The sequence below is a fragment of the Hydrogenovibrio halophilus DSM 15072 genome, from assembly GCF_000384235.1.
Lineage (GTDB): Bacteria > Pseudomonadota > Gammaproteobacteria > Thiomicrospirales > Thiomicrospiraceae > Hydrogenovibrio > Hydrogenovibrio halophilus.
The window spans coordinates 825,696-843,770 of record NZ_KB913033.1; the positions used below are offsets into that span (position 1 = coordinate 825,696).

Annotated in this window: 16 protein-coding genes; 6 read left to right on the forward strand and 10 right to left on the reverse strand. The window is 56.8% G+C overall.

Annotated features, from left to right (window positions below):
- Positions 1-72 precede the first annotated feature (72 nt).
- From A377_RS0103985 to tkt, 3 genes are all read right to left on the reverse strand, one after another.
- Positions 73-1,254 (reverse strand): phosphoglycerate kinase, encoded by a 1,182-nt coding sequence (locus A377_RS0103985; RefSeq protein WP_028485251.1) that lies wholly within the window; start codon positions 1,252-1,254, stop codon positions 73-75.
- 161 nt (positions 1,255-1,415) lie between these two features.
- Positions 1,416-2,420, reverse strand: a complete 1,005-nt coding sequence (gap, locus tag A377_RS0103990; protein ID WP_028485252.1) for a type I glyceraldehyde-3-phosphate dehydrogenase — start codon at positions 2,418-2,420, stop codon at positions 1,416-1,418.
- A gap of 70 nt (positions 2,421-2,490) precedes the next feature.
- Positions 2,491-4,479, reverse strand: coding sequence for a transketolase (tkt, locus tag A377_RS0103995; protein ID WP_028485253.1), 1,989 nt, complete (start codon positions 4,477-4,479; stop codon positions 2,491-2,493).
- 415 nt (positions 4,480-4,894) lie between these two features.
- Here tkt and A377_RS11815 point away from each other — a divergent pair, with 415 nt between their 5' ends.
- Entirely contained in the window at positions 4,895-5,335 is a 441-nt protein-coding gene (locus A377_RS11815) for a rhodanese-like domain-containing protein (RefSeq protein WP_019894869.1), read from the forward strand.
- Positions 5,336-5,402: 67 nt separating this feature from the next.
- Here the strand turns inward: A377_RS11815 and A377_RS0104005 are convergent, their stop codons facing one another.
- Both A377_RS0104005 and A377_RS0104010 read right to left on the reverse strand, forming a co-directional pair.
- Positions 5,403-8,552 (reverse strand): efflux RND transporter permease subunit, encoded by a 3,150-nt coding sequence (locus tag A377_RS0104005; RefSeq protein ID WP_019894870.1) that lies wholly within the window; start codon positions 8,550-8,552, stop codon positions 5,403-5,405.
- Positions 8,549-9,910: an efflux RND transporter periplasmic adaptor subunit gene (locus tag A377_RS0104010; protein ID WP_157760728.1), complete on the reverse strand. Its 1,362-nt coding sequence runs from the start codon at positions 9,908-9,910 to the stop codon at positions 8,549-8,551. Before A377_RS0104010 ends, A377_RS0104005 begins: the two co-directional genes overlap by 4 nt.
- Positions 9,911-10,108: 198 nt before the next feature.
- On the opposite strand from A377_RS0104010, the gene A377_RS0104015 reads away from it, so the two are divergent.
- Entirely contained in the window at positions 10,109-10,663 is a 555-nt protein-coding gene (locus A377_RS0104015; protein ID WP_019894872.1) for a Tll0287-like domain-containing protein, read from the forward strand.
- 72 nt (positions 10,664-10,735) lie between these two features.
- On the opposite strand, the gene A377_RS0104020 is transcribed toward A377_RS0104015, so the two are convergent.
- From A377_RS0104020 to A377_RS0104030, 3 genes are all read right to left on the reverse strand, one after another.
- Positions 10,736-11,698 (reverse strand): cation diffusion facilitator family transporter, encoded by a 963-nt coding sequence (locus A377_RS0104020; RefSeq protein WP_019894873.1) that lies wholly within the window; start codon positions 11,696-11,698, stop codon positions 10,736-10,738.
- Between the two features lies 1 nt (position 11,699).
- Positions 11,700-12,980 carry a multifunctional CCA addition/repair protein gene (locus tag A377_RS0104025; protein ID WP_019894874.1) on the reverse strand — a complete coding sequence of 427 codons (1,281 nt, stop codon included), beginning with the start codon at positions 12,978-12,980 and terminating at the stop codon, positions 11,700-11,702.
- Between the two features lie 169 nt (positions 12,981-13,149).
- Positions 13,150-14,124 (reverse strand): SDR family oxidoreductase, encoded by a 975-nt coding sequence (locus A377_RS0104030; protein ID WP_019894875.1) that lies wholly within the window; start codon positions 14,122-14,124, stop codon positions 13,150-13,152.
- 207 nt (positions 14,125-14,331) lie between these two features.
- Here A377_RS0104030 and A377_RS0104035 point away from each other — a divergent pair, with 207 nt between their 5' ends.
- The 4 genes from A377_RS0104035 (at position 14,332) to A377_RS0104050 (ending at position 16,467) form a co-directional block, all read left to right on the forward strand.
- Positions 14,332-14,619, forward strand: coding sequence for a YcgL domain-containing protein (locus A377_RS0104035; RefSeq protein WP_019894876.1), 288 nt, complete (start codon positions 14,332-14,334; stop codon positions 14,617-14,619).
- Between the two features lie 136 nt (positions 14,620-14,755).
- Positions 14,756-15,364 carry a superoxide dismutase gene (locus A377_RS0104040; RefSeq protein ID WP_019894877.1) on the forward strand — a complete coding sequence of 203 codons (609 nt, stop codon included), beginning with the start codon at positions 14,756-14,758 and terminating at the stop codon, positions 15,362-15,364.
- Positions 15,365-15,443: 79 nt separating this feature from the next.
- Positions 15,444-16,001, forward strand: coding sequence for a thioredoxin family protein (locus A377_RS0104045; protein WP_019894878.1), 558 nt, complete (start codon positions 15,444-15,446; stop codon positions 15,999-16,001).
- A gap of 37 nt (positions 16,002-16,038) precedes the next feature.
- Positions 16,039-16,467, forward strand: coding sequence for a YqaA family protein (locus A377_RS0104050; protein ID WP_019894879.1), 429 nt, complete (start codon positions 16,039-16,041; stop codon positions 16,465-16,467).
- A 29-nt stretch (positions 16,468-16,496) separates the two neighbouring features.
- Here the strand turns inward: A377_RS0104050 and A377_RS0104055 are convergent, their stop codons facing one another.
- Both A377_RS0104055 and A377_RS12680 read right to left on the reverse strand, forming a co-directional pair.
- On the reverse strand, positions 16,497-16,874 hold the full coding sequence (locus A377_RS0104055) for a DUF6746 family protein (RefSeq protein WP_019894880.1): 378 nt from the start codon (positions 16,872-16,874) through the stop codon (positions 16,497-16,499).
- A complete protein-coding gene (locus A377_RS12680; protein ID WP_019894881.1) occupies positions 16,871-17,995 on the reverse strand; it encodes a GGDEF domain-containing protein in 1,125 nt (374 codons plus the stop codon). Before A377_RS12680 ends, A377_RS0104055 begins: the two co-directional genes overlap by 4 nt.
- Positions 17,996-18,075: the final 80 nt, after the last annotated feature.

The window sequence follows — 18,075 nt, forward strand, 5'->3', positions numbered from 1 at the left end:
CCATCATCAGACGCAATCCAATATAAAATCGGGCCGGGCAAACGCCCGACCCGTGTCACTCAAGACACGCGATTATTTCTGCGCGGCTTTTTCCAGCATGTCCACGGCTGGCAGTTTCTTGCCTTCCAGGAATTCCAGGAAAGCGCCGCCGCCGGTCGAGATATAAGATACCTTGTCGGCAATGTCGTACTTATCGATGGCCGCAAGTGTGTCGCCGCCACCGGCGATGGAGAACGCATCGGATTCGGCAATGGCCATGGAGATCGCTTTGGTGCCTTCACCAAACTGATCGAACTCGAACACACCGACCGGACCGTTCCAAACCACGGTACCGGCTTCCTTGATGATTTTGGCCAGTTCAGCCGCAGAATCGGGGCCGATGTCAAAGATCATGTCGTCATCCACTACCTCGGCGACAGGCTTGGTTTCTGCTTTGGCATTCTCAGAGAATTCCTTGCCGCACACCACGTCGGACGCCAGCGGAATGGCGGCACCACGTGATTCCATGATTTCGTTCAGTTTCTTACAGGTCGGCACCAGATCGGTTTCAGACAGGGAATTGCCCACATTGTGACCCGCCGCTTCGATGAAGGTATTGGCAATGCCGCCGCCCACAACCAACTGATCCACTTTTTCGGACAGGGATTCCAGGACGGTCAGTTTGGTGGAGACTTTGGACCCACCGACGATCGCCACCATCGGACGTTTGGGTTCGTGCAGGGCCTTGCCCAGCGCTTCCAGTTCCGCCGCCAGCAAAGGACCCGCACAGGCCACAGGGGCGTACTCGCCAGCACCATGCGTGGAGGCCTGAGCACGGTGCGCCGTACCAAACGCGTCCATCACATAGATGTCGCACAGGGCCGCGTATTTCTTGGACAGTGCCACGTCGTTTTTCTTTTCACCGACGTTGAAACGCACGTTTTCCAGCAGGACGATTTCGCCTGCGGCCACGTCCACATCGCCATCCAGATAGTCCTTGATCAGGCGAACGTCCTTGCCCAGCTTTTCTGACAGATCCGCCGCGACCGGGGCCATCGAAGATTCCTGGTCGAACTCGCCTTCGGTCGGACGCCCCAGGTGCGACATGATCATCACTTTGGCACCGGCTTCGGCGGCCATTTTCATGGTCGGCAAAGAAGCACGGATGCGCGCATCCGAGGTGACCTTGCCGTTTTTAACCGGCACATTCAAGTCTTCGCGAATCAATACGCGCTTACCTGCCAAATCCAGGTCAGACATTTTCAATACAGACATACTTCGTCCTCTTTTTAACGTTTGAGCCCTGTCGGGCCGGGAATCATTGTGATTGTGTTCACTTATGGAGACGACATCGTCCTTTCATCCACATAAGCGAGCACAAGCATAAAAACCCCTCTGAACCCGAAAATGGGCACAGAGGGGCATCACAAAAACGCTTAGTTGGAGCCGACGTGCTCAACCACTCGCATCATGTTGCAGGTATAACCGTATTCGTTGTCATACCAGGCGACCACTTTCACAAAAGTGCTGTCCAGTGCAATGCCGGCTTTGGCATCAAAAATGGACGGACGTGAATCGCCGCGGAAGTCGGTGGAAACGTTGGGCTCATCGGTATAGCCCAGAACGCCTTTCAGATCACCGGATTCGGAAGCGGATTTCATTGCCGCACAAATTTCGTCATAAGACGCGCCCTTGTCCAGCTCAACGGTCAGATCCACGACCGACACATCGGAAGTGGGCACACGGAAAGCCATGCCTGTCAGCTTGCCGTTCAATTCCGGCAGAACCTTGCCGACCGCTTTGGCCGCACCGGTGGAAGACGGAATGATGTTTTCCAGAATCCCACGCCCACCGCGCCAGTCTTTCATCGAAGGACCATCAACGGTTTTCTGGGTGGCGGTCGCCGCGTGAACGGTGGACATCAAGCCACGCTTGATCCCGAAGCTGTCGTTCAGGACCTTGGCCACAGGCGCCAGACCATTGGTGGTACAGGACGCCGCAGACACAATCGCCTGACCTTTGTATTCGTTGTGGTTCACACCGTAAACGAACATTGGCGTGCTGTCCTTGGACGGCGCCGATTGAACGACTTTTTTCGCGCCCGCATCCAGGTGCGCCTGACAGGTTTCTTCGGTCAGGAAGAAACCGGTACATTCGATCACCAGGTCCGCGCCCACGTCGTTCCACTTCAGGTCGGCCGGGTTGCGCTCGGCGGTAATGCGAATTTCCTTGCCGTTGACAACCAGGTTGCCGCCTTTGACTTCCACGTCCCCGTCAAAACGGCCGTGAACGGAATCGTACTTCAGCATGTACGCCAGATAGTCCGGGTCCAGCAGGTCATTGATGGCCACAACTTCGATGTTGTCAAAATCCTGAGCCGCGGCCCGGAATGCCATACGACCGATGCGGCCGAAACCATTAATACCGACTTTTACTGTCATAGTTTACTCCTGAAATTCACCAGGCCTGGTGAAAAACCGGCCCGGCTTTGGGTTACGTTAAAAAAGTTGTTTATCCGATCAGCGCCTGAGCACGCTTGACCACGTTTTCGGTGGTGAAGCCAAACTCTTTGAACAGGTCTGGTCCCGGTGCGGACTCGCCGAAGGTGGTCATGCACACAATGTCGCCATCCATGCCCACATACTTCCACCAGGAATCGCCAGTACCGGCTTCGATCGCCATGCGCTTGGTGCCAGGGGTCAGAACCGAATCACGGTAAGCCTGATCCTGCTCGTCAAACGCGTCCGTAGACGGCATGGAAACGACACGGACTTTCTTGCCGGACATTTCCGCAGCCGCGTCCATGGCCAGACCGACTTCGGAGCCGGTCGCAATCATAATCAGATCCGGCGTGCCGTCACAATCCTTGAGGATGTAGCCGCCTTTTTCGATGTTCTTGACCTGTTCCGGGGTGCGCTCCATTGGCTCAAGCCCCTGACGTGAGAACACCAGTGCCGTCGGCGCGTCACCACGCATCACGGCCATTTTCCAGGAAACCGCGGTTTCGACCGCGTCACACGCGCGCCAGGTCTGGAAGTTTGGAATCACACGCATGGTCGCCATCTGCTCGACCGGCTGGTGTGTCGGCCCGTCTTCGCCCAGACCGATGGAGTCGTGGGTGTATACATAGATGGTGCCGATTTTCATCAACGCCGACATACGCAGGGCGTTGCGCATGAATTCCATAAACATGAAGAAAGTGCCGCCGAAGACCTTGAAGCCACCGTGCAACACCATGCCGTTCATCATGTGCGCCATACCAAATTCGCGCACACCCCATGACAAGTAGTTGCCATTGGCATGGGCATGGTTGACCTTTTTGGTGCCCGACCAGTTGGTCAGGTTGGAACCGGTCAAATCGGCAGAGCCACCAAACAGTTCCGGCAACAGGCCACCTACATGCTCAATGGCGCTCTGAGAGGCTTTACGCGACGCGACTTTGGGCATGTCTTTCTGCGTATTGGCAATGAACTTGTCCATTTCCACTTCAAAGTTGGCTGGCAGATCGCCGTTGATACGACGCTCAAACTCGGCCGCTTCTTTGGGGAATTCCTTGCGATAGGCTTCGAACGCTTCGTTCCAGGCCGCTTCGTCCTTGGCACCCTGTTCCGAGTGGTCCCAACCGGTATAAATGTCTTCCGGTACGTGGAAAGGTTCGTGTTCCCAGCCCAGGTTTTCGCGGGTCAGTTTGATTTCTTCGTCGCCCAGCGGCGCGCCGTGACAGTCGTGTGAACCACACAGGTTTGGCGAACCGAAACCGATGGTGGTACGAGTACAGATCAGAGTCGGCTTGTCCGTGTCGGCTTTGGCTTCTTCAATCGCTTTGTTGATGGCATCGGCATCGTGACCGTCCACGTCACGAATCACCTGCCAGCCATAGGACTCGAAACGACCGGCCGGATCTTTTTCCATCCAGTCATCAATGTGGCCGTCAATCGAGATGTTGTTGTCGTCCCAGAAAGCGATCATTTTGCCCAGACCCAGAGTCCCGGCCAAAGCCGCCGACTCATGCGACAGGCCTTCCATCAGACAGCCATCGCCCATGAACACATAGGTGTTGTGGTCAACAATGGTGTGGCCCGGCTTGTTGAACTGGGCCGCCAGGGTGCGCTCGGCAATCGCCATCCCGATGGCGTTGGCCAGCCCCTGACCCAGCGGACCAGTGGTGGTTTCGATGCCATCGGCGTAGCCGTATTCCGGGTGACCGGCGGTTTTGGCGTGCAACTGACGGAATTGCTTGAGGTCGTCGATCGACAGATCAAAACCGGTCAGGTGCAGCAAAGAGTACAGCAACATCGAACCATGCCCATTGGACAGAACAAAACGGTCACGGTCGGCCCAGTTGGCATTTTTCGGGTTGTACTTCATGTGGTCGTTCCACAGCACTTCCGCAATGTCGGCCATGCCCATTGGGGCACCCGGGTGACCGGATTTGGCTTTCTGAACGGCATCCATGCTCAAGGCACGAATCGCATTGGCTAGTTCTCTACGGGTTGACATCAAACAACTCCCCTAAGTTATAAAAAATTCGGTATGACGATCGGTCTCAGGCGACGCGCAAACCGTGATCACACACGGCTTTGATGGCGCTAACTGCTTCTTTTTATTGACAGAGTGCACGGTTTTTGACGCAGACACCGATCATAAATTGGAGCAACATTCTCTCTTAAAAAACCACTTTCATCAAGTTTTCTTATCTTTTGCACCCCAAACACCATGGCAAAAAGCGCACGTTTGCGGGCCTTTTCTGACCGATAACAGGCACCATAATCGGCTCAGATGACACCTGTATGAACTTTGCCTGATCATGAAAATTGTGTGAAAAACTACGAGCGCCCCGCCGCCCGTGAGGCGATTGTGCTAGGATAAAATTCGCCAAAAGAACACTTTCCTCACCCAACAAAGGAGTCCCTCAATGCCGATCAAGCTCAAAGACTTTGTCCAAACCGCCAAAAACCACGTCAAAGAAATCACCTGCGATCAGGTGGAAGATTACCAGGCCCGCGGCTACAAATTGCTGGACGTGCGAGAGGCCGCCGAATACCTGGGCGGCACCATTCCCATGTCCCTGCACATCCCCCGCGGCCTGCTCGAACCCAAGTGCGACCCCGACTTTCCCGGTCACGAACCCCAGCTTTCCAACCCCGACCAGCCCTGGCTGATATTTTGCCAGGCCGGAGGTCGGGGCGTTCTGGCGGCCTACACCATGCAGCAGATGGGCTTTACCGACGTGGTCAACCTCGCCGGCGGATTTGGGGCCTGGAAAGAATTCGGCGGCGAAATGGAATGCCCTCCGACCGAAGACGGCCTGATGCGTTGCGATCACCCCTGGAATCCGGGTTACGTCAGCGAATAAGCCTCACCCTGCCATTGATCAACCCAAAAAGCACCAGGCCTGGTGCTTTTGTGTGTCAAACACTTTCTCACACCGCCACGGATTCTGCGCGGCGATCCGCGCGCGTCTGACGCCCGTTTTCATAAAACGACAGAGCCGCCGGAATCACCATCAGAATCAACAGGGTCGAAAAGCCAAGGCCAAAGGCAATGGAAGTGGCCATCGGAATCAGGAACTGCGCCTGCAACGAGGTCTCGAACAACAGGGGCGTGAGCCCGGCGATGGTGGTCAGCGAGGTCAGCAATACCGCACGCACCCGCTGCACCGACGCCTCTTCCAATGCCTCATCCACCTGCATGCCCTGCTCGCGCAATTGCTTGTAAAAGGTGACCAGGATGATCGAATCGTTGACCACGATCCCCGAAAGCCCGAACAGACCAAACAGCGACAGAATGGTCAGATCAATATTGAGCAGCCAGTGTCCGGTGATCGCACCGATCAGCCCGAACGGAATCGCCATCATCACCACCAGCGGCCACACATAGGACCCGAACACCCAGGCCAGCACAATGTAAATCATCGACAACCCGATCACCAGACCGATTTTCATGTCGCCCATGGTATCGGATTGCTGCGCTTTCTGGCCCTCCAGTGAATACTGCAATCCATACTGTTGCGTCAGCTCGGGCAAGGTGCTCTGCTCAAGCTCGGCCAAAATGCGGTTGGCGTTGTTCAACGTCTTGTCGACCTCGCCCACCACCGTCACCGCCAGACGCCCATCCACATGGCGCACCACATCAAACCCGCGCTGGGTGCGCCAGTCGGCAATGGTGCTCAAAGGCACTTTTTCACCAGACGGCGTGGTCACCCGAAAAGTGGACAAGGTACCGAACGATGCCTGTTCGGCCTGCGGCAGTTGCAAGCGCACCTCCACCTCGTCCACGCCGTCGGTGAAAATCTGCACCAATCGTCCGGAAAACGCATCGCTCAACTGACGCCCCAGAGACGCATACGTCATGCCCAGCGCCTTGCCCTGCGGCGTGAGTTCATACACCAACTGATCACGCCCATAGGGCAGATCATCGCGCACACCCGAGACGCCTTTGATCTGATCCAGCACCGCTTGCAGATCCAGCGCCGCCCGTTTGAGTTGACGCGGTTCGGCCCCCCAGAGCCGAATATCAATGTCGCTGCCCGGCGGCCCCATCCGCGGCGATTCAATCGTCAGCACATCCAGGCCTGGTACTTTTCCGGCCCGTTTTTCCCATTCACGAATCAGGTCTTCGTTGCGCGTTTCGCGCTGATCGGAATCGACCATCTCAATGTTCACGCTGCTGAAATTCGACCCCTGCTGTCGCGCGGTTTCGTTGTAATGCACCACCGCGGTTTTGACAATGCCCGGCTCCAGCGCCTGCTCGGCTTCCAGAAGCGATTGATACAGACGCTCGGCATAACGTGCACTCACCTCGGGCGGGGTCCCGGCCACAAAGCGCGCGTCGGCATTGAGCTTGGTCGATTCCGGCGACGGGAAAAACACAAAGGCCAAGCGACCGCCCACCAGCAAGCCCACCACCAGAATCATCATCGCCAGCGTGGACGCAATCGCAATGCCTCGATGGGCCAGCACCCAGCGCACCGCGCAACGGAAAGGCCCATTGCGCCATCGATCAAAACCGGATTCCAGACGATGGCGGACACTGCCGGGCTTGACCGGCTTGACATTGGTCAACGCCATGCGCAAATGCCCGGGCAACACCACAAAACTCTCAATCAGCGAAGCAAAAATCACGGCAATGATCACCAACGGAATCGCAAACAGAATGTTGCCCACTTCGCCGCCGACCAGCATCAACGGCAGAAACGCCCCCACCGTGGTAATGGACGCGGCCGTCACCGGCGGCAGCATCCTGTGGGCCCCGCCTTCGGCCGCCATCAGCGCCGACTCGCCCCGTTCATGATGCGCGAGCGCGTCTTCGCCCACCACAATCGCATCGTCCACAATGATCCCCAACGCCATGATCAGGGCAAACAGGCTCATCATATTGATGGAGCCGCCGGCCAGATACATCACCATCAGCGTCATCATAAACGACACCGGAATGCCCACCGCCACCCAGAAGGCGACGCGCCCGTGCATGAACAGATACAGAATCAGCACCACCAGAATCAGGCCGCCGATGCCATTGTTGACCAGCAGCATGATGCGCTCATTCACCAGTGACCAGGTCTCGTCATACACTTTGAGTTCCAGCTGGGGCGGCAAGGCATCGCGTGTTTGCGCCAGCCATGACTGCATCACCTCCGAAGACACCAGGGTGTCGCCGTCTTCATCCCGCATCAGCCGCATTTCAATCGCCGGCGCCCCATCCACCATCAATTGCGGGCTGTTTTTCATCACCCGGCGTTCAATCCGGGCCAACTCGCCCAGACGTACGCGGTCGTATTCGCTCTCCACCCAGCTCAACCGGGCAAATTCCTTGGGCGTGCGCGCCTGCTCAATCGCGCGGATGTCCCGCGCCGAGTCCTTGTCGCCCAGGGAACCCGCCGGCATGTCCACACTCATGCCATTGATGCGCTCGGCCAGCTGTTCAAATGTGATCTCATGGCTCTCCAGCTGCCCCTGTGACACTTCAATCGCCACCTCTTCACTGGGCAGGCCGGTAAAATTGATCTGATCGATCCCCGCGTCCAGCAACTCTCGCTCAAACTGGCGCACCCAGGGACGCAAGGCTTCGCGATCACCACCATGATGGATCACCAACATCCGTGCCACCGGCTCATATCGCACCACCCGCTGCACAATCGGCTTTTCCGCGTCCTGCGGCAGATTGCGCAACTCACTGACCCGCTGATTGACCTCATCCATGACCTCGATCATGTCGGTGCCTTCCTGGAATTTCAGTGAAATGGACGCCATGCCCAGCGACGAGGTCGAGGTCATTTCATCCAGCGATTGCACATTGCGCAGCACCCGCTCCAGCGGTTCTGTAATGGAGGTTTCCACGTCTTCGGCATTGGCACCCGGCCAGACCACCTGCACCGTGGCCACATCCAGCTCAAAATTGGGGAAAAACTGCACATTCATTTTGAGCAACGCCACCACCCCGGACAGGATCATGATGATCATCACCAGGTTGGGCGCAACCGGATGCCGGGCAAAACGACCGATCAGACCGTAGGAGCCTTCCTTCTCCGACGGCCGGGTGCTGGCCTGAGCCTCGTGCCTGGACTCGCTCATAAATCGCTCCCAGCGTCAGCGGCCTTTTCCGAAGCCCCTTCAACGCCCCCATCAGCCGATTGGGCGGTTTCCTTCACTGAAATTTTCAGCCCGCCCACGGCGTTGGGCAGATGCGTGGTCACCACCCGGTCGCCTTCGGCCAGATCGCCCGCAATCAGTGCCAGAGTCTGACCGGAACGAACCGTTTGCCCCAGCAGTGTCACCGAGCGCATGGCCAGACGTTCGCCCTCGGTGACATAAACCCGGTCCGTGCCGTAAAGCGCCGAATAGGGCACCGCAAACACGCCCTCCTGTTTGGGCAGGTGCAAGGTCACCGACAGCAGGTCGCCCGGGCGCAGTGACAGCAGGGCCTCGGGCAGTGCAAAAAACCCGTCAACCCCGCTGGCGGTGCCTTCCCCATCCAGCCGCAACAGCGGCAGGGTCACGCTCTGTCCCGACTGTTCATAGGTGGCCACCAGGGACTGGCCCGAACGCTGGGCCGCATACAGCTGGCTCAACTGATCCCTCGGCAACTTGGCACGCAACACCAGAGAGTCCAGATCATAAAAACGCATCAAGGTCTCGCCGACATTGACCCGATCACCGGGCGAAACGTCTGCTGAGGCCACCCGCCCGTTAAACGGCGCGTCGATCTGACCGCGTTCCCAGTGCAACCTGGCTTCACGCACATTGGCCTCGGCACGTTTTTTCTGCGCCTGCAAACGTGCCATACGGGCCTCATATTCTTCCACCGCCAGTTGCGCCGTCACCACCGAAAACTCCTGACGCGCCAGCGCTTCTTTGGCCTGATCCACGGCCGATTCCGAAACCATGTCGCGCTTGAGCATGTTCTGGTTACGCGCCAGTTCCGAACGTTTGAGCGCCAGAATCTTCTGTTCCCGTACCAGTTTCTGCTCGTTGGCTTTCTGGGTGAGACGCTGTGACGCCAACTGGGCTTCCACATCGGCCAGTTCCGCCTCCGCCCGGGTCAAAGGCACCTCCAAATCCGCCATCGACATGGCCAGCAGCCGTTCGCCCTGTTCAAAGGTGTCACCAGCCAAAACATGACGCGTCGCCACTTCACCTGCCACCGGTGCCGCCACCGACACCATCCGGTCGGACTCGACCCGCCCGAACAGCGTCTGTGACGGAGACAGGGCCTCGGATTTGAGGGGTTTTACGGCCACCGGCCAGACTTTTTCTTCGACTTGAGCCGACGGCGCTTGCGGCTTGGTCTGTTTCAGCACCACAAAAATGACCAACGCCGACAACAGGATCACCAGCGGCCACAGCAGGGGCTTGAGGCGGACAAAAAAACGGAAAAACAGCGAATTGGGCACAGACGATTCCTTGAACGGCAGACAGGATAAGCCTGTCATTATAAGGACTTCCTCAACGCAAACAATCATCCTGCCATCGACAGCGCATCAGAAATTCCTATCCGCGCCCATCAAAACTTTCGCCAACACAGCGCTTGCAACCGTCTTATTCATAAATACAATCTATAATAGGATTAGTCAAAATTTGATCAAGTGACCTTACTTGATCTGATCACCAACGCAATATTAGGAGGCGTTATGAAAAAAACACTGATGACAGTGGCCATTCTGGCCGGATTCGGCAGTCAGGCCTGGGCTGCGCCCAGCAACGACGAAGCACGTGAACTGGTGAAAAGCTACATGGGACAGCTGAAACCGGAACTGAAAAAAGGCATGAAAAATGGCGGACCGGTCAATGCGATCGAAGTCTGCCACAGCAAAGCCCCGCAGATTGCCGCCGAACTGAGCGAACAGAGCGGCTGGCACATTAACCGGGTCAGCTTGAAACCCCGGGCCGAATCGGGCCAGCCCGATGCCTGGGAAGAAGAGGTGCTGGAGAAATTCAATCGGCAGCTCGAAGACGGCGCCAACCCCAAAAAAATCGAATTTTCACAGACGGTGGTCATGAACGGCGAAAAACAGTTCCGTTACATGAAAGCCATTCCGACTGGCAAAGTCTGTCTCGCCTGTCATGGCACGGATGTCAAAGCCCCGGTCAAGGAAGCGATTGCAGAGCACTATCCGAAAGACAAAGCCACCGGTTACCACAAAGGCGAACTGCGCGGTGCCTTCAGCTTCAGCAAATCTCTGTAAGTCCCTGCCCGGTCAAACTTTTCAAAACGCGCTACGGCGCGTTTTTTTTTATCCCGAAGAGAAATATTCGGGTTATGAGCACTTGTCACAGCAGCCGCCACACTGGCCACGGCAACAGGGCTTGGATTCGATTTCCCACTGGTGATGCCCGGGCTGATTCCGAAAGCTCAATGGTTCCTGATGCACACTGATATCGGCCTGTTCAAAACGGGCATGCAATGCGTCGGTCACTTCCTCGGCGATGTCATGGGCCTTGTGCAGACACATCATGTCTTCCAGCTCCAGGTCAAACTGAATCATGACCTTGGGACCCGAACGAAAGGTGCGCAAGTCATTAAATCCTTCCACCGCAGGATGCGCCAGAATGATCTCGCGGATGCTTTCCCGGTCGGCTTCGGGCAATTCATGGTCCAGCAATTGGTTGGCGCTGTTGAGCGCCAGCCGCACTGCCTGATAACCGACCAGTGCCCCGATCACCAGCCCGAGCGTGGCATCCACCCAGCCGTACGCTGCCAGCAGCAACCCTACCAGCACCGCGGCATTGGCCCCCAGATCGGTCAGATAGTGCCAGGAATCGGCCATGACCGCCGTCGAACCGGTCACCCGCACCACATAACGCTGAAACGTCACCAGCACCAGGGTCAACACCATGGCGGCGATCATGATCCAGACCCCGAATTCCGGTGCCTGCATCGGTTGCGGGTCCATCAGTCGATCCAGCGCGTACACCATCAGATACAAAGCCGACCCGGCAATGAAAATGCTCTGGGCAAACGCCGCCAACGGCTCGGCTTTGCCGTGGCCAAAACGATGTTCGTTGTCGGGCGGTTGCTGCGCCAGCCGAACCGCCAGCAGAATCGTGACCGAAGCCACAATGTCCACGGCGGAATCCAGCAGGGTCGCCAACAGCCCCACCGATCCGGTGACCCACCAGCCCCAGAGCTTAAGCAGCAACAGGAACACCGCCACTCCGACCGAGGCATAGGTGGCCCAGCGGGTCAGGCGGGCTTTCTGTAGCGGTGTCCAACTTGCCATGTCAATCCTTCTGGCTCGGCTCTGCCGCGCCAACGTAAGTACGATGAAAATCGTGGATGGCTTGACGGCGGGCCTGGGTCAACGCTTCGCCCAGTGCCGCGCCCTGAAATCCGTGGTCGATCAGCGGCTGTGGTGACACAGCGGCGACCACGGCTTGCACCGCCAACCAATAGTCGGTCTGAGGGTAAGCAACCTGCTCAAAGCCGGTACGACCGCGCGCATCGGCCTGACACACCTGCAAAAGCGCGCGCAGAGTCTCGACCTGTTTCAATGCCCCGGCGGCTTTCAGTGTTTTCAGAACCGTTTTGGGACGCAATGCCGGTTTGCCGTCGGCATCCAGCCCTTGATGCACCAACCCATGATACCCGGTCACCAGTGTTGCAAAGGCAGTGAGTTTTTTGGACAGACGATAACGTTGACCCAGCGCTTCGACCAGCGGCACACCGGCCTGCTCATGGCCATGGTGTCTGGGCCACAGTTCGGGCGGCGTCACCCCCTTGCCAAGATCGTGCATCAGCGCGGCCCACCTTACGGACAGGGCGTCGCTCAACTGACAAGCCTGATCAAGCACCATGCGGGTATGTGTCCACACATCCCCTTCTGGGTGATATTTCGACGGTTGGGTCACGCCTTTGAGCGCGGCCAGTTCCGGGAACAGAGGCTTCAGAGCACCGACCTCGTCCAGCAGTTCGAAAAAACGCCTGGGGCAAACGGTTTTCAGGGCTTTGGCCACTTCCTGCCAGACCCGCTCCGGGGTCAGAGCATCCAATTCGCCCGAAGCGCTCATCTGTTGCATTAAAACCCGGGTGTCGTCGGCCAGGTGAAAATCAAATTCGGCCAGTTTGGCGGCGAATCGGGCCACGCGCAGCACCCGTAACGGGTCTTCGGCAAAGGCCGGAGACACATGGCGCAGCACCCGATCTTTCAAATCCTGGCGGCCGCCATACGGATCAATGATGTCGCCCTTGGACGATTCCGCCATGGCATTGATGGTCAAATCGCGGCGAAGCAGATCTTCCTCCAGCGTCACATCGGGGGAAAACTGCACCGTAAAGCCGTGATAGCCGCGCCCCTGTTTGCGCTCCTGGCGCGCCAGCGCGTATTCCTCTTTGGTCTCGGGATGCAAAAACACCGGAAAGTCCTGCCCCACCGGCACATAGCCCTGGGCACGCATGGATTCAGGCGTGGCACCGACCACCACCCAGTCCCGATCGGACTGGGCCCAGCCCAACAGACGGTCGCGGACTGCGCCGCCAACCAGATACACGTTTGCTTGCTTCATGTGATCCATTTTATGTCAGCCAGCCGCCGGACTGAAACGCTCAAAGCAAAAAAAGTCTGATTGGAGCCGTTTTTGTCCCAGACTGACCCGAAGAGCCGCCCCAAACAAAAAAGCCGCCTGACAGAAGTCGGCGGCTTGATGGCAAACAAGGGGACAAAAGAAAAGCGCATCAACCCTGATCGCCGCGCCCCGCCTCCTGACGAAACGCCGGGTAACGTTCCCGCATGTGCGCCGGTGCCACCTGGGTTGCCAGCGTCTGCTCAATGCTTTTGGGCGCAAACCCGAACTGGGCTTCAAAATCCGCGTCTGCGGTTTTGTCCGCGCGCAGGGTTTTGAGCTGAAATGCAGAGACCGAACGAATCGGTGCCAACTCGCCCAGTGCGACCATCAAACGGGCATTCAGCCGACACATCGGCAACACAATGGCCTGATCTTTTTCCATCAAATCGGCCACTGTGTGCGCCACATCCTTCAGAGTCATACGCTCCGGGCCCACAACCGTCACCTTCTTGTCAAACCCGTCCGGGCGCTGCAAAACCTGCACCAACGCCTGGGCAAAATCTTCCACAGCCAGAGGCTGAACGGTCAGCGACGCTTGATAGACCGGCAGCAACGCCATGCGTTTGAGCTGCGCCTCGTAACAGCTACTGACCTGATCATTCGCCCCCAGAAGCAGGCCGGTGCGCATGACCGTGGTTTGCGCCTGGGTAATGGTGTGGGTAATGGCATCGGCCTCGCCCAACTGGTACAACCAGTTGTCCCGGGCATTATTGGCGTCTGCGCCAATGTGTGACAGAGCCACTACTCGCGGAACCCTGGCGGTTTCCACCGCTTTTTTGATTTGCTGGGTCGCGCCGACCAACGCTTCCTCATCCAGTGTTTCGGGCCCGGCAGTCAGATCCGCCAGCAGATTCACCACGGCTTTCGCCCCCTTGAAGGCATCCGCAAGAAAGGCCGAATCGTCCAGCGAGGTCAACGGCAGAACCCGAACGCCGGCATAAAGCCGATAATCCCGGAATCGAGCCGGGCGTCGCACCAGCACGTCACACGCCATACCCTGTTTGGACAGAGCATTGATCACAGCGCGTCCGACCATGCCGCCGCCGCCGAGAATCACAGTTTTGGGTTTTTTCGATTCTGACATACCGTTTCCTGTTAAGTTGTGTATGTTGTGCTGGCGTTTTCAGGGCACCACGCCAATCGACCCGAACTAAAGAACAAACAGCGGATAAGAATAATGAAATTGCCCCATCAGGTCAAGCGCACCACGCTCCCCTCTCAACCGGCCAGTGGATTCCGTCCATCCTGCGGACATGCTAGAATGGGGTTTTTTATACGCTGAGACGAACTGATGGAAGTATCCGCTTACAAAAGCCCCAAAAAAGCCGAATTGTATTTGTTTGTGCCCAGAGCGCAGGGGCTGGATGACCTGCCCGATGAGCTCTACGTCATGTTCGGCACCCCCGAGCATGTGGTCGATTTTGAGATTGGCCCCGGGCGCACTCTGGCCCGCGCCAGCGCAGAAGAAGTCAAAGCCGCGCTGGAAGGCAAAGGCTATTACCTGCAGATGCCGCCCAATGAAAACGAAGTGCTTTCAGACATGCCACCGCCACCGGAGCATCTGGACAACATTTTTTAACCAGGCCTGGTGAATTCCTGATCAAAACACTCGGGCATTGCAATAGCCTCACGAGTGTTTACAATAGAACCGGACTGAAGAAACTTGTTAGCTGCCCCACCAACGGGGCACTTAATTCAAATGGAGCGAGATCACTATGGCATTTACTCTGCCCGATTTACCCTATGACTACAATGCATTGGATGCGGCGATTGACGCCCAGACCATGGAAATTCACCACACCAAACACCACCAGACCTACATCACCAAACTCAATGATGCGATCAAAGACTCACCCAATGCGGACAAGTCTCTGGACGAGTTGATTGCCAATGCCGGCAGCATCTCCACCGCCGTGCGCAACAATGGCGGCGGTCACTGGAACCACAGCTTTTTCTGGGAAGTGATGACCGGCGACAGCATGGGCGCCCCTTCCGGTGCTCTGGCGGACGACATCAAAAACACCTTTGGCAGCCTGGAAGAGATGAAATCCCAGTTCAACAACGCCGGTGCCACCCGCTTCGGTTCCGGCTGGGCCTGGCTGACCGTATCGCCAGAAGGCAAACTGGAAATTTCTTCCACGCCCAATCAGGACAACCCGCTGATGGACGTGGCCGAAGTCAAAGGCACGCCGATTCTGGGGCTGGATGTGTGGGAACACGCTTATTATCTGCGTTACCAGAACCGTCGCCCGGATTACATGCAGGCCTGGTGGGACGTGGTCAACTGGAACAAAGTCGAAGCGCTTTACAACCAGGCCAAGTAATCCCATTCGCCCATCAAAACCCCGCTCTGCGGGGTTTTTTGTGTCTGAGATTCATAAAAAAAAACGATAAGGAGACAACATGGTCAGCTTAACCACCCCCGTGTGCGACTTCGGACGCCCGGCCATGGATTTTGAACTGCCCGGTGTGGACGGACAAACCTGGACACTGGACAAGGCCAAAGGCCCGAACGGTCTGCTGGTGATGTTTATTTGCAATCACTGCCCGTACGTCAAAGCGATTCAGGAACGACTGGTCCGCGACACCCGTACATTGCGCGATGACTACGGCGTTCACAGCATTGCGATCATGTCCAACGACCCCAACGAGTACGAGGAAGACTCGTTTGACAACATGAAGGCAGTGGCCGAAAAATACGATTTCCCTTTCCCGTATGTGCTGGATGAAACCCAGGAAGTCGCCAAAGCTTATGGTGCGGTCTGCACCCCGGACTTTTTTGGTTACAACGCCGATCTGGCACTGCAATATCGCGGGCGACTGGACGCCTCTCGCAAGGAAACCGCCGCGGAGGATGTCAGACGGGATTTGCTGGAAGCCATGATTCAGGTCGCGGAAACGGGCAAAGGCCCGCAAGAGCAGATTCCCAGTATGGGTTGCTCGATCAAGTGGAAAGCTTGACCCGGCACCAAAGGTTTAAAAAGGCCGACCGGGTGTTATGACGGTTTATGCCTCCCTGTTTGCCGTCTCTTTTCTGGCGGCAACGCTTTTCCCGACCGGTTCGGAAGCGTTGCTGCTGGCGCTGGCCAGTCAGGGACACAACCTCTGGTGGCTATGGGCCGTGGCCACCCTTGGCAACAGCCTGGGGTCGGTTGTGAACTACCTGATCGGGCGCTACCTGTTGCACTTTCAGGATCGCAAATGGTTCCCTGTCAGCCCGCAGCAACTCCATCGCAGTCAGGACTGGTTTCAGCGCTACGGGCTCTGGGCTCTGTTGTTGGCCTGGTTGCCCATTGTCGGCGACCCTCTCACCCTGATCGCCGGGGTGATGCGAACGCCTTTCTGGTTGTTTGCATTACTGGTGACTCTGGGCAAAGCCCTGCGCTATGGAGTATTGCTCGGCCTGTTGCAACTCTGGACTGGCTGAGCCAAGTCCCTGCCAGGTCCCACGCCAACCTACTTTCCTAGCAACACGCTGGAATCCTGCAGATACTGACGCGCTTGCTTCAAAACCGCTTCATACTCACCGTGCTCGGACCCCTGATGGACTTCCTCCAAGACCTCTTCGATGCGCTCCATTTCTTCTTCCATTCGTTCCAGCGAATTTTCAAGAGTGTAGGTCAGTTGATGCACCTCGCCCATTTCCGCCGGTGTCACCTTGCCGTCTTCCACGATCGCAGCCAGCTTGGCATTGTACTCCGCCATAAAGGCCTGAGCCTCGGCAAAGCTGGCCGGTTTTTTGCCTTCAAAATGCTCGTCGTCACTGGCCAGAACCGCATTCGACGCCAGCCCACCGGCCAAAATCATTGTCATCATTTGCTTTTTTAATTTCATACTTCCTCTCCTGTTTTTGAATCACTTTGAACCAAAACCCGATTTCTCCCGGCCGCTTTGGCCGCATAGAGCAAATCGTCTACGGCTTTCAGCGTATTTTCCACGGGTTCACCGTGGTAAGCCACCACTCCGAAACTGGCGGTCACGGACCAATCAACGGCAAAGGGCGTCAGCTCGATTTTGTGGCGCAACTGTTCGGCCAGACCCTGAGCCTGAGACAAGGTCAGACCGGGACAAAGCACCACAAATTCCTCACCGCCCCAGCGGCCAATGGAAACGCCTTCCGGCAAGACGTCTTTCAGTAGCGTGGCGATTTTTCTCAGCACCTGATCCCCAGCTTGATGCCCCAGGCGATCATTGATGGTTTTAAAATGATCCAGATCCACCATCAACAGCGACAGTGGCGTACCCGCTTCCTGAGCCCCCTGCGACTGCTTTTCAAGCAAATGGGTCAGATAACCGCGGTTATAAAGCCCTGTTAAAGGGTCCTGCTGACTCAGACGGTGCAACTCTTGATTCTGCTGCTGCAACAAATTGCGTCCGATCGATTTGATTTTTTCATTATGGTAGGTCAGAAACATCACCAGAAAATACACAATCACCGACTGGCGCAGTTCGTCCCAACTGTAGGGCAAAGGCAGGACATCCGCCAGACTGAGCCCCACCAGACTGAGCACCACCACAGAATAGGCCAGCACCCAGCGAATCGCCTCTCGCGAAGGGAACAGCAACATGGTGAACAATGGAATGAACAGCAACCAGAGGTAACCGGTATTGCCGAGCCCACCTGACACAAAAATCAGCAGACTCATAAAGTAGACGGAAATCACCAGAAAACGCAGCCCGAACAGCAGCAGGCCGAAACGCCTCACGATCCACAGATTGAGTAGCTGCGCCAAACCGAGAACCATCTCGAAAAGGCCCAACTCCAGCTTTGTGTCCGAGATCACATAGTTGGCTCCGAACAGCAGAAATACCAGCGCGGTGGCAATGGAAAAATGATGCAACAGTCCCAGCGATACCTGATGCCGCACCGCCTGAATGGCTCGGGTGGGCTCATACAGATCGGAATCGCGAGGCGTGCGTTTGGAAAAAGGATCGGGCTCAATCGGGGTGGTCATTGTTATGGTCTCCTAACCGTTCCCTCAAAACCGAACGGCAACAGAAAAAACTATAGCACAAACCACCCTCCGTGACAGCC

What these genes read in the sequence shown, in the direction of transcription:
- A377_RS0103985 (WP_028485251.1), bottom strand. Translation starts at nt 1,254, where the DNA reads ATGTCTGTATTGAAAATGTCTGACCTGGATTTGGCAGGTAAGCGCGTA.
- gap (WP_028485252.1), bottom strand. Translation starts at nt 2,420, where the DNA reads ATGACAGTAAAAGTCGGTATTAATGGTTTCGGCCGCATCGGTCGTATG.
- tkt (WP_028485253.1), bottom strand. Translation starts at nt 4,479, where the DNA reads ATGTCAACCCGTAGAGAACTAGCCAATGCGATTCGTGCCTTGAGCATG.
- A377_RS11815 (WP_019894869.1), top strand. Translation starts at nt 4,895, where the DNA reads ATGCCGATCAAGCTCAAAGACTTTGTCCAAACCGCCAAAAACCACGTC.
- A377_RS0104005 (WP_019894870.1), bottom strand. Translation starts at nt 8,552, where the DNA reads ATGAGCGAGTCCAGGCACGAGGCTCAGGCCAGCACCCGGCCGTCGGAG.
- A377_RS0104010 (WP_157760728.1), bottom strand. Translation starts at nt 9,910, where the DNA reads ATGACAGGCTTATCCTGTCTGCCGTTCAAGGAATCGTCTGTGCCCAAT.
- A377_RS0104015 (WP_019894872.1), top strand. Translation starts at nt 10,109, where the DNA reads ATGAAAAAAACACTGATGACAGTGGCCATTCTGGCCGGATTCGGCAGT.
- A377_RS0104020 (WP_019894873.1), bottom strand. Translation starts at nt 11,698, where the DNA reads ATGGCAAGTTGGACACCGCTACAGAAAGCCCGCCTGACCCGCTGGGCC.
- A377_RS0104025 (WP_019894874.1), bottom strand. Translation starts at nt 12,980, where the DNA reads ATGAAGCAAGCAAACGTGTATCTGGTTGGCGGCGCAGTCCGCGACCGT.
- A377_RS0104030 (WP_019894875.1), bottom strand. Translation starts at nt 14,124, where the DNA reads ATGTCAGAATCGAAAAAACCCAAAACTGTGATTCTCGGCGGCGGCGGC.
- A377_RS0104035 (WP_019894876.1), top strand. Translation starts at nt 14,332, where the DNA reads ATGGAAGTATCCGCTTACAAAAGCCCCAAAAAAGCCGAATTGTATTTG.
- A377_RS0104040 (WP_019894877.1), top strand. Translation starts at nt 14,756, where the DNA reads ATGGCATTTACTCTGCCCGATTTACCCTATGACTACAATGCATTGGAT.
- A377_RS0104045 (WP_019894878.1), top strand. Translation starts at nt 15,444, where the DNA reads ATGGTCAGCTTAACCACCCCCGTGTGCGACTTCGGACGCCCGGCCATG.
- A377_RS0104050 (WP_019894879.1), top strand. Translation starts at nt 16,039, where the DNA reads ATGACGGTTTATGCCTCCCTGTTTGCCGTCTCTTTTCTGGCGGCAACG.
- A377_RS0104055 (WP_019894880.1), bottom strand. Translation starts at nt 16,874, where the DNA reads ATGAAATTAAAAAAGCAAATGATGACAATGATTTTGGCCGGTGGGCTG.
- A377_RS12680 (WP_019894881.1), bottom strand. Translation starts at nt 17,995, where the DNA reads ATGACCACCCCGATTGAGCCCGATCCTTTTTCCAAACGCACGCCTCGC.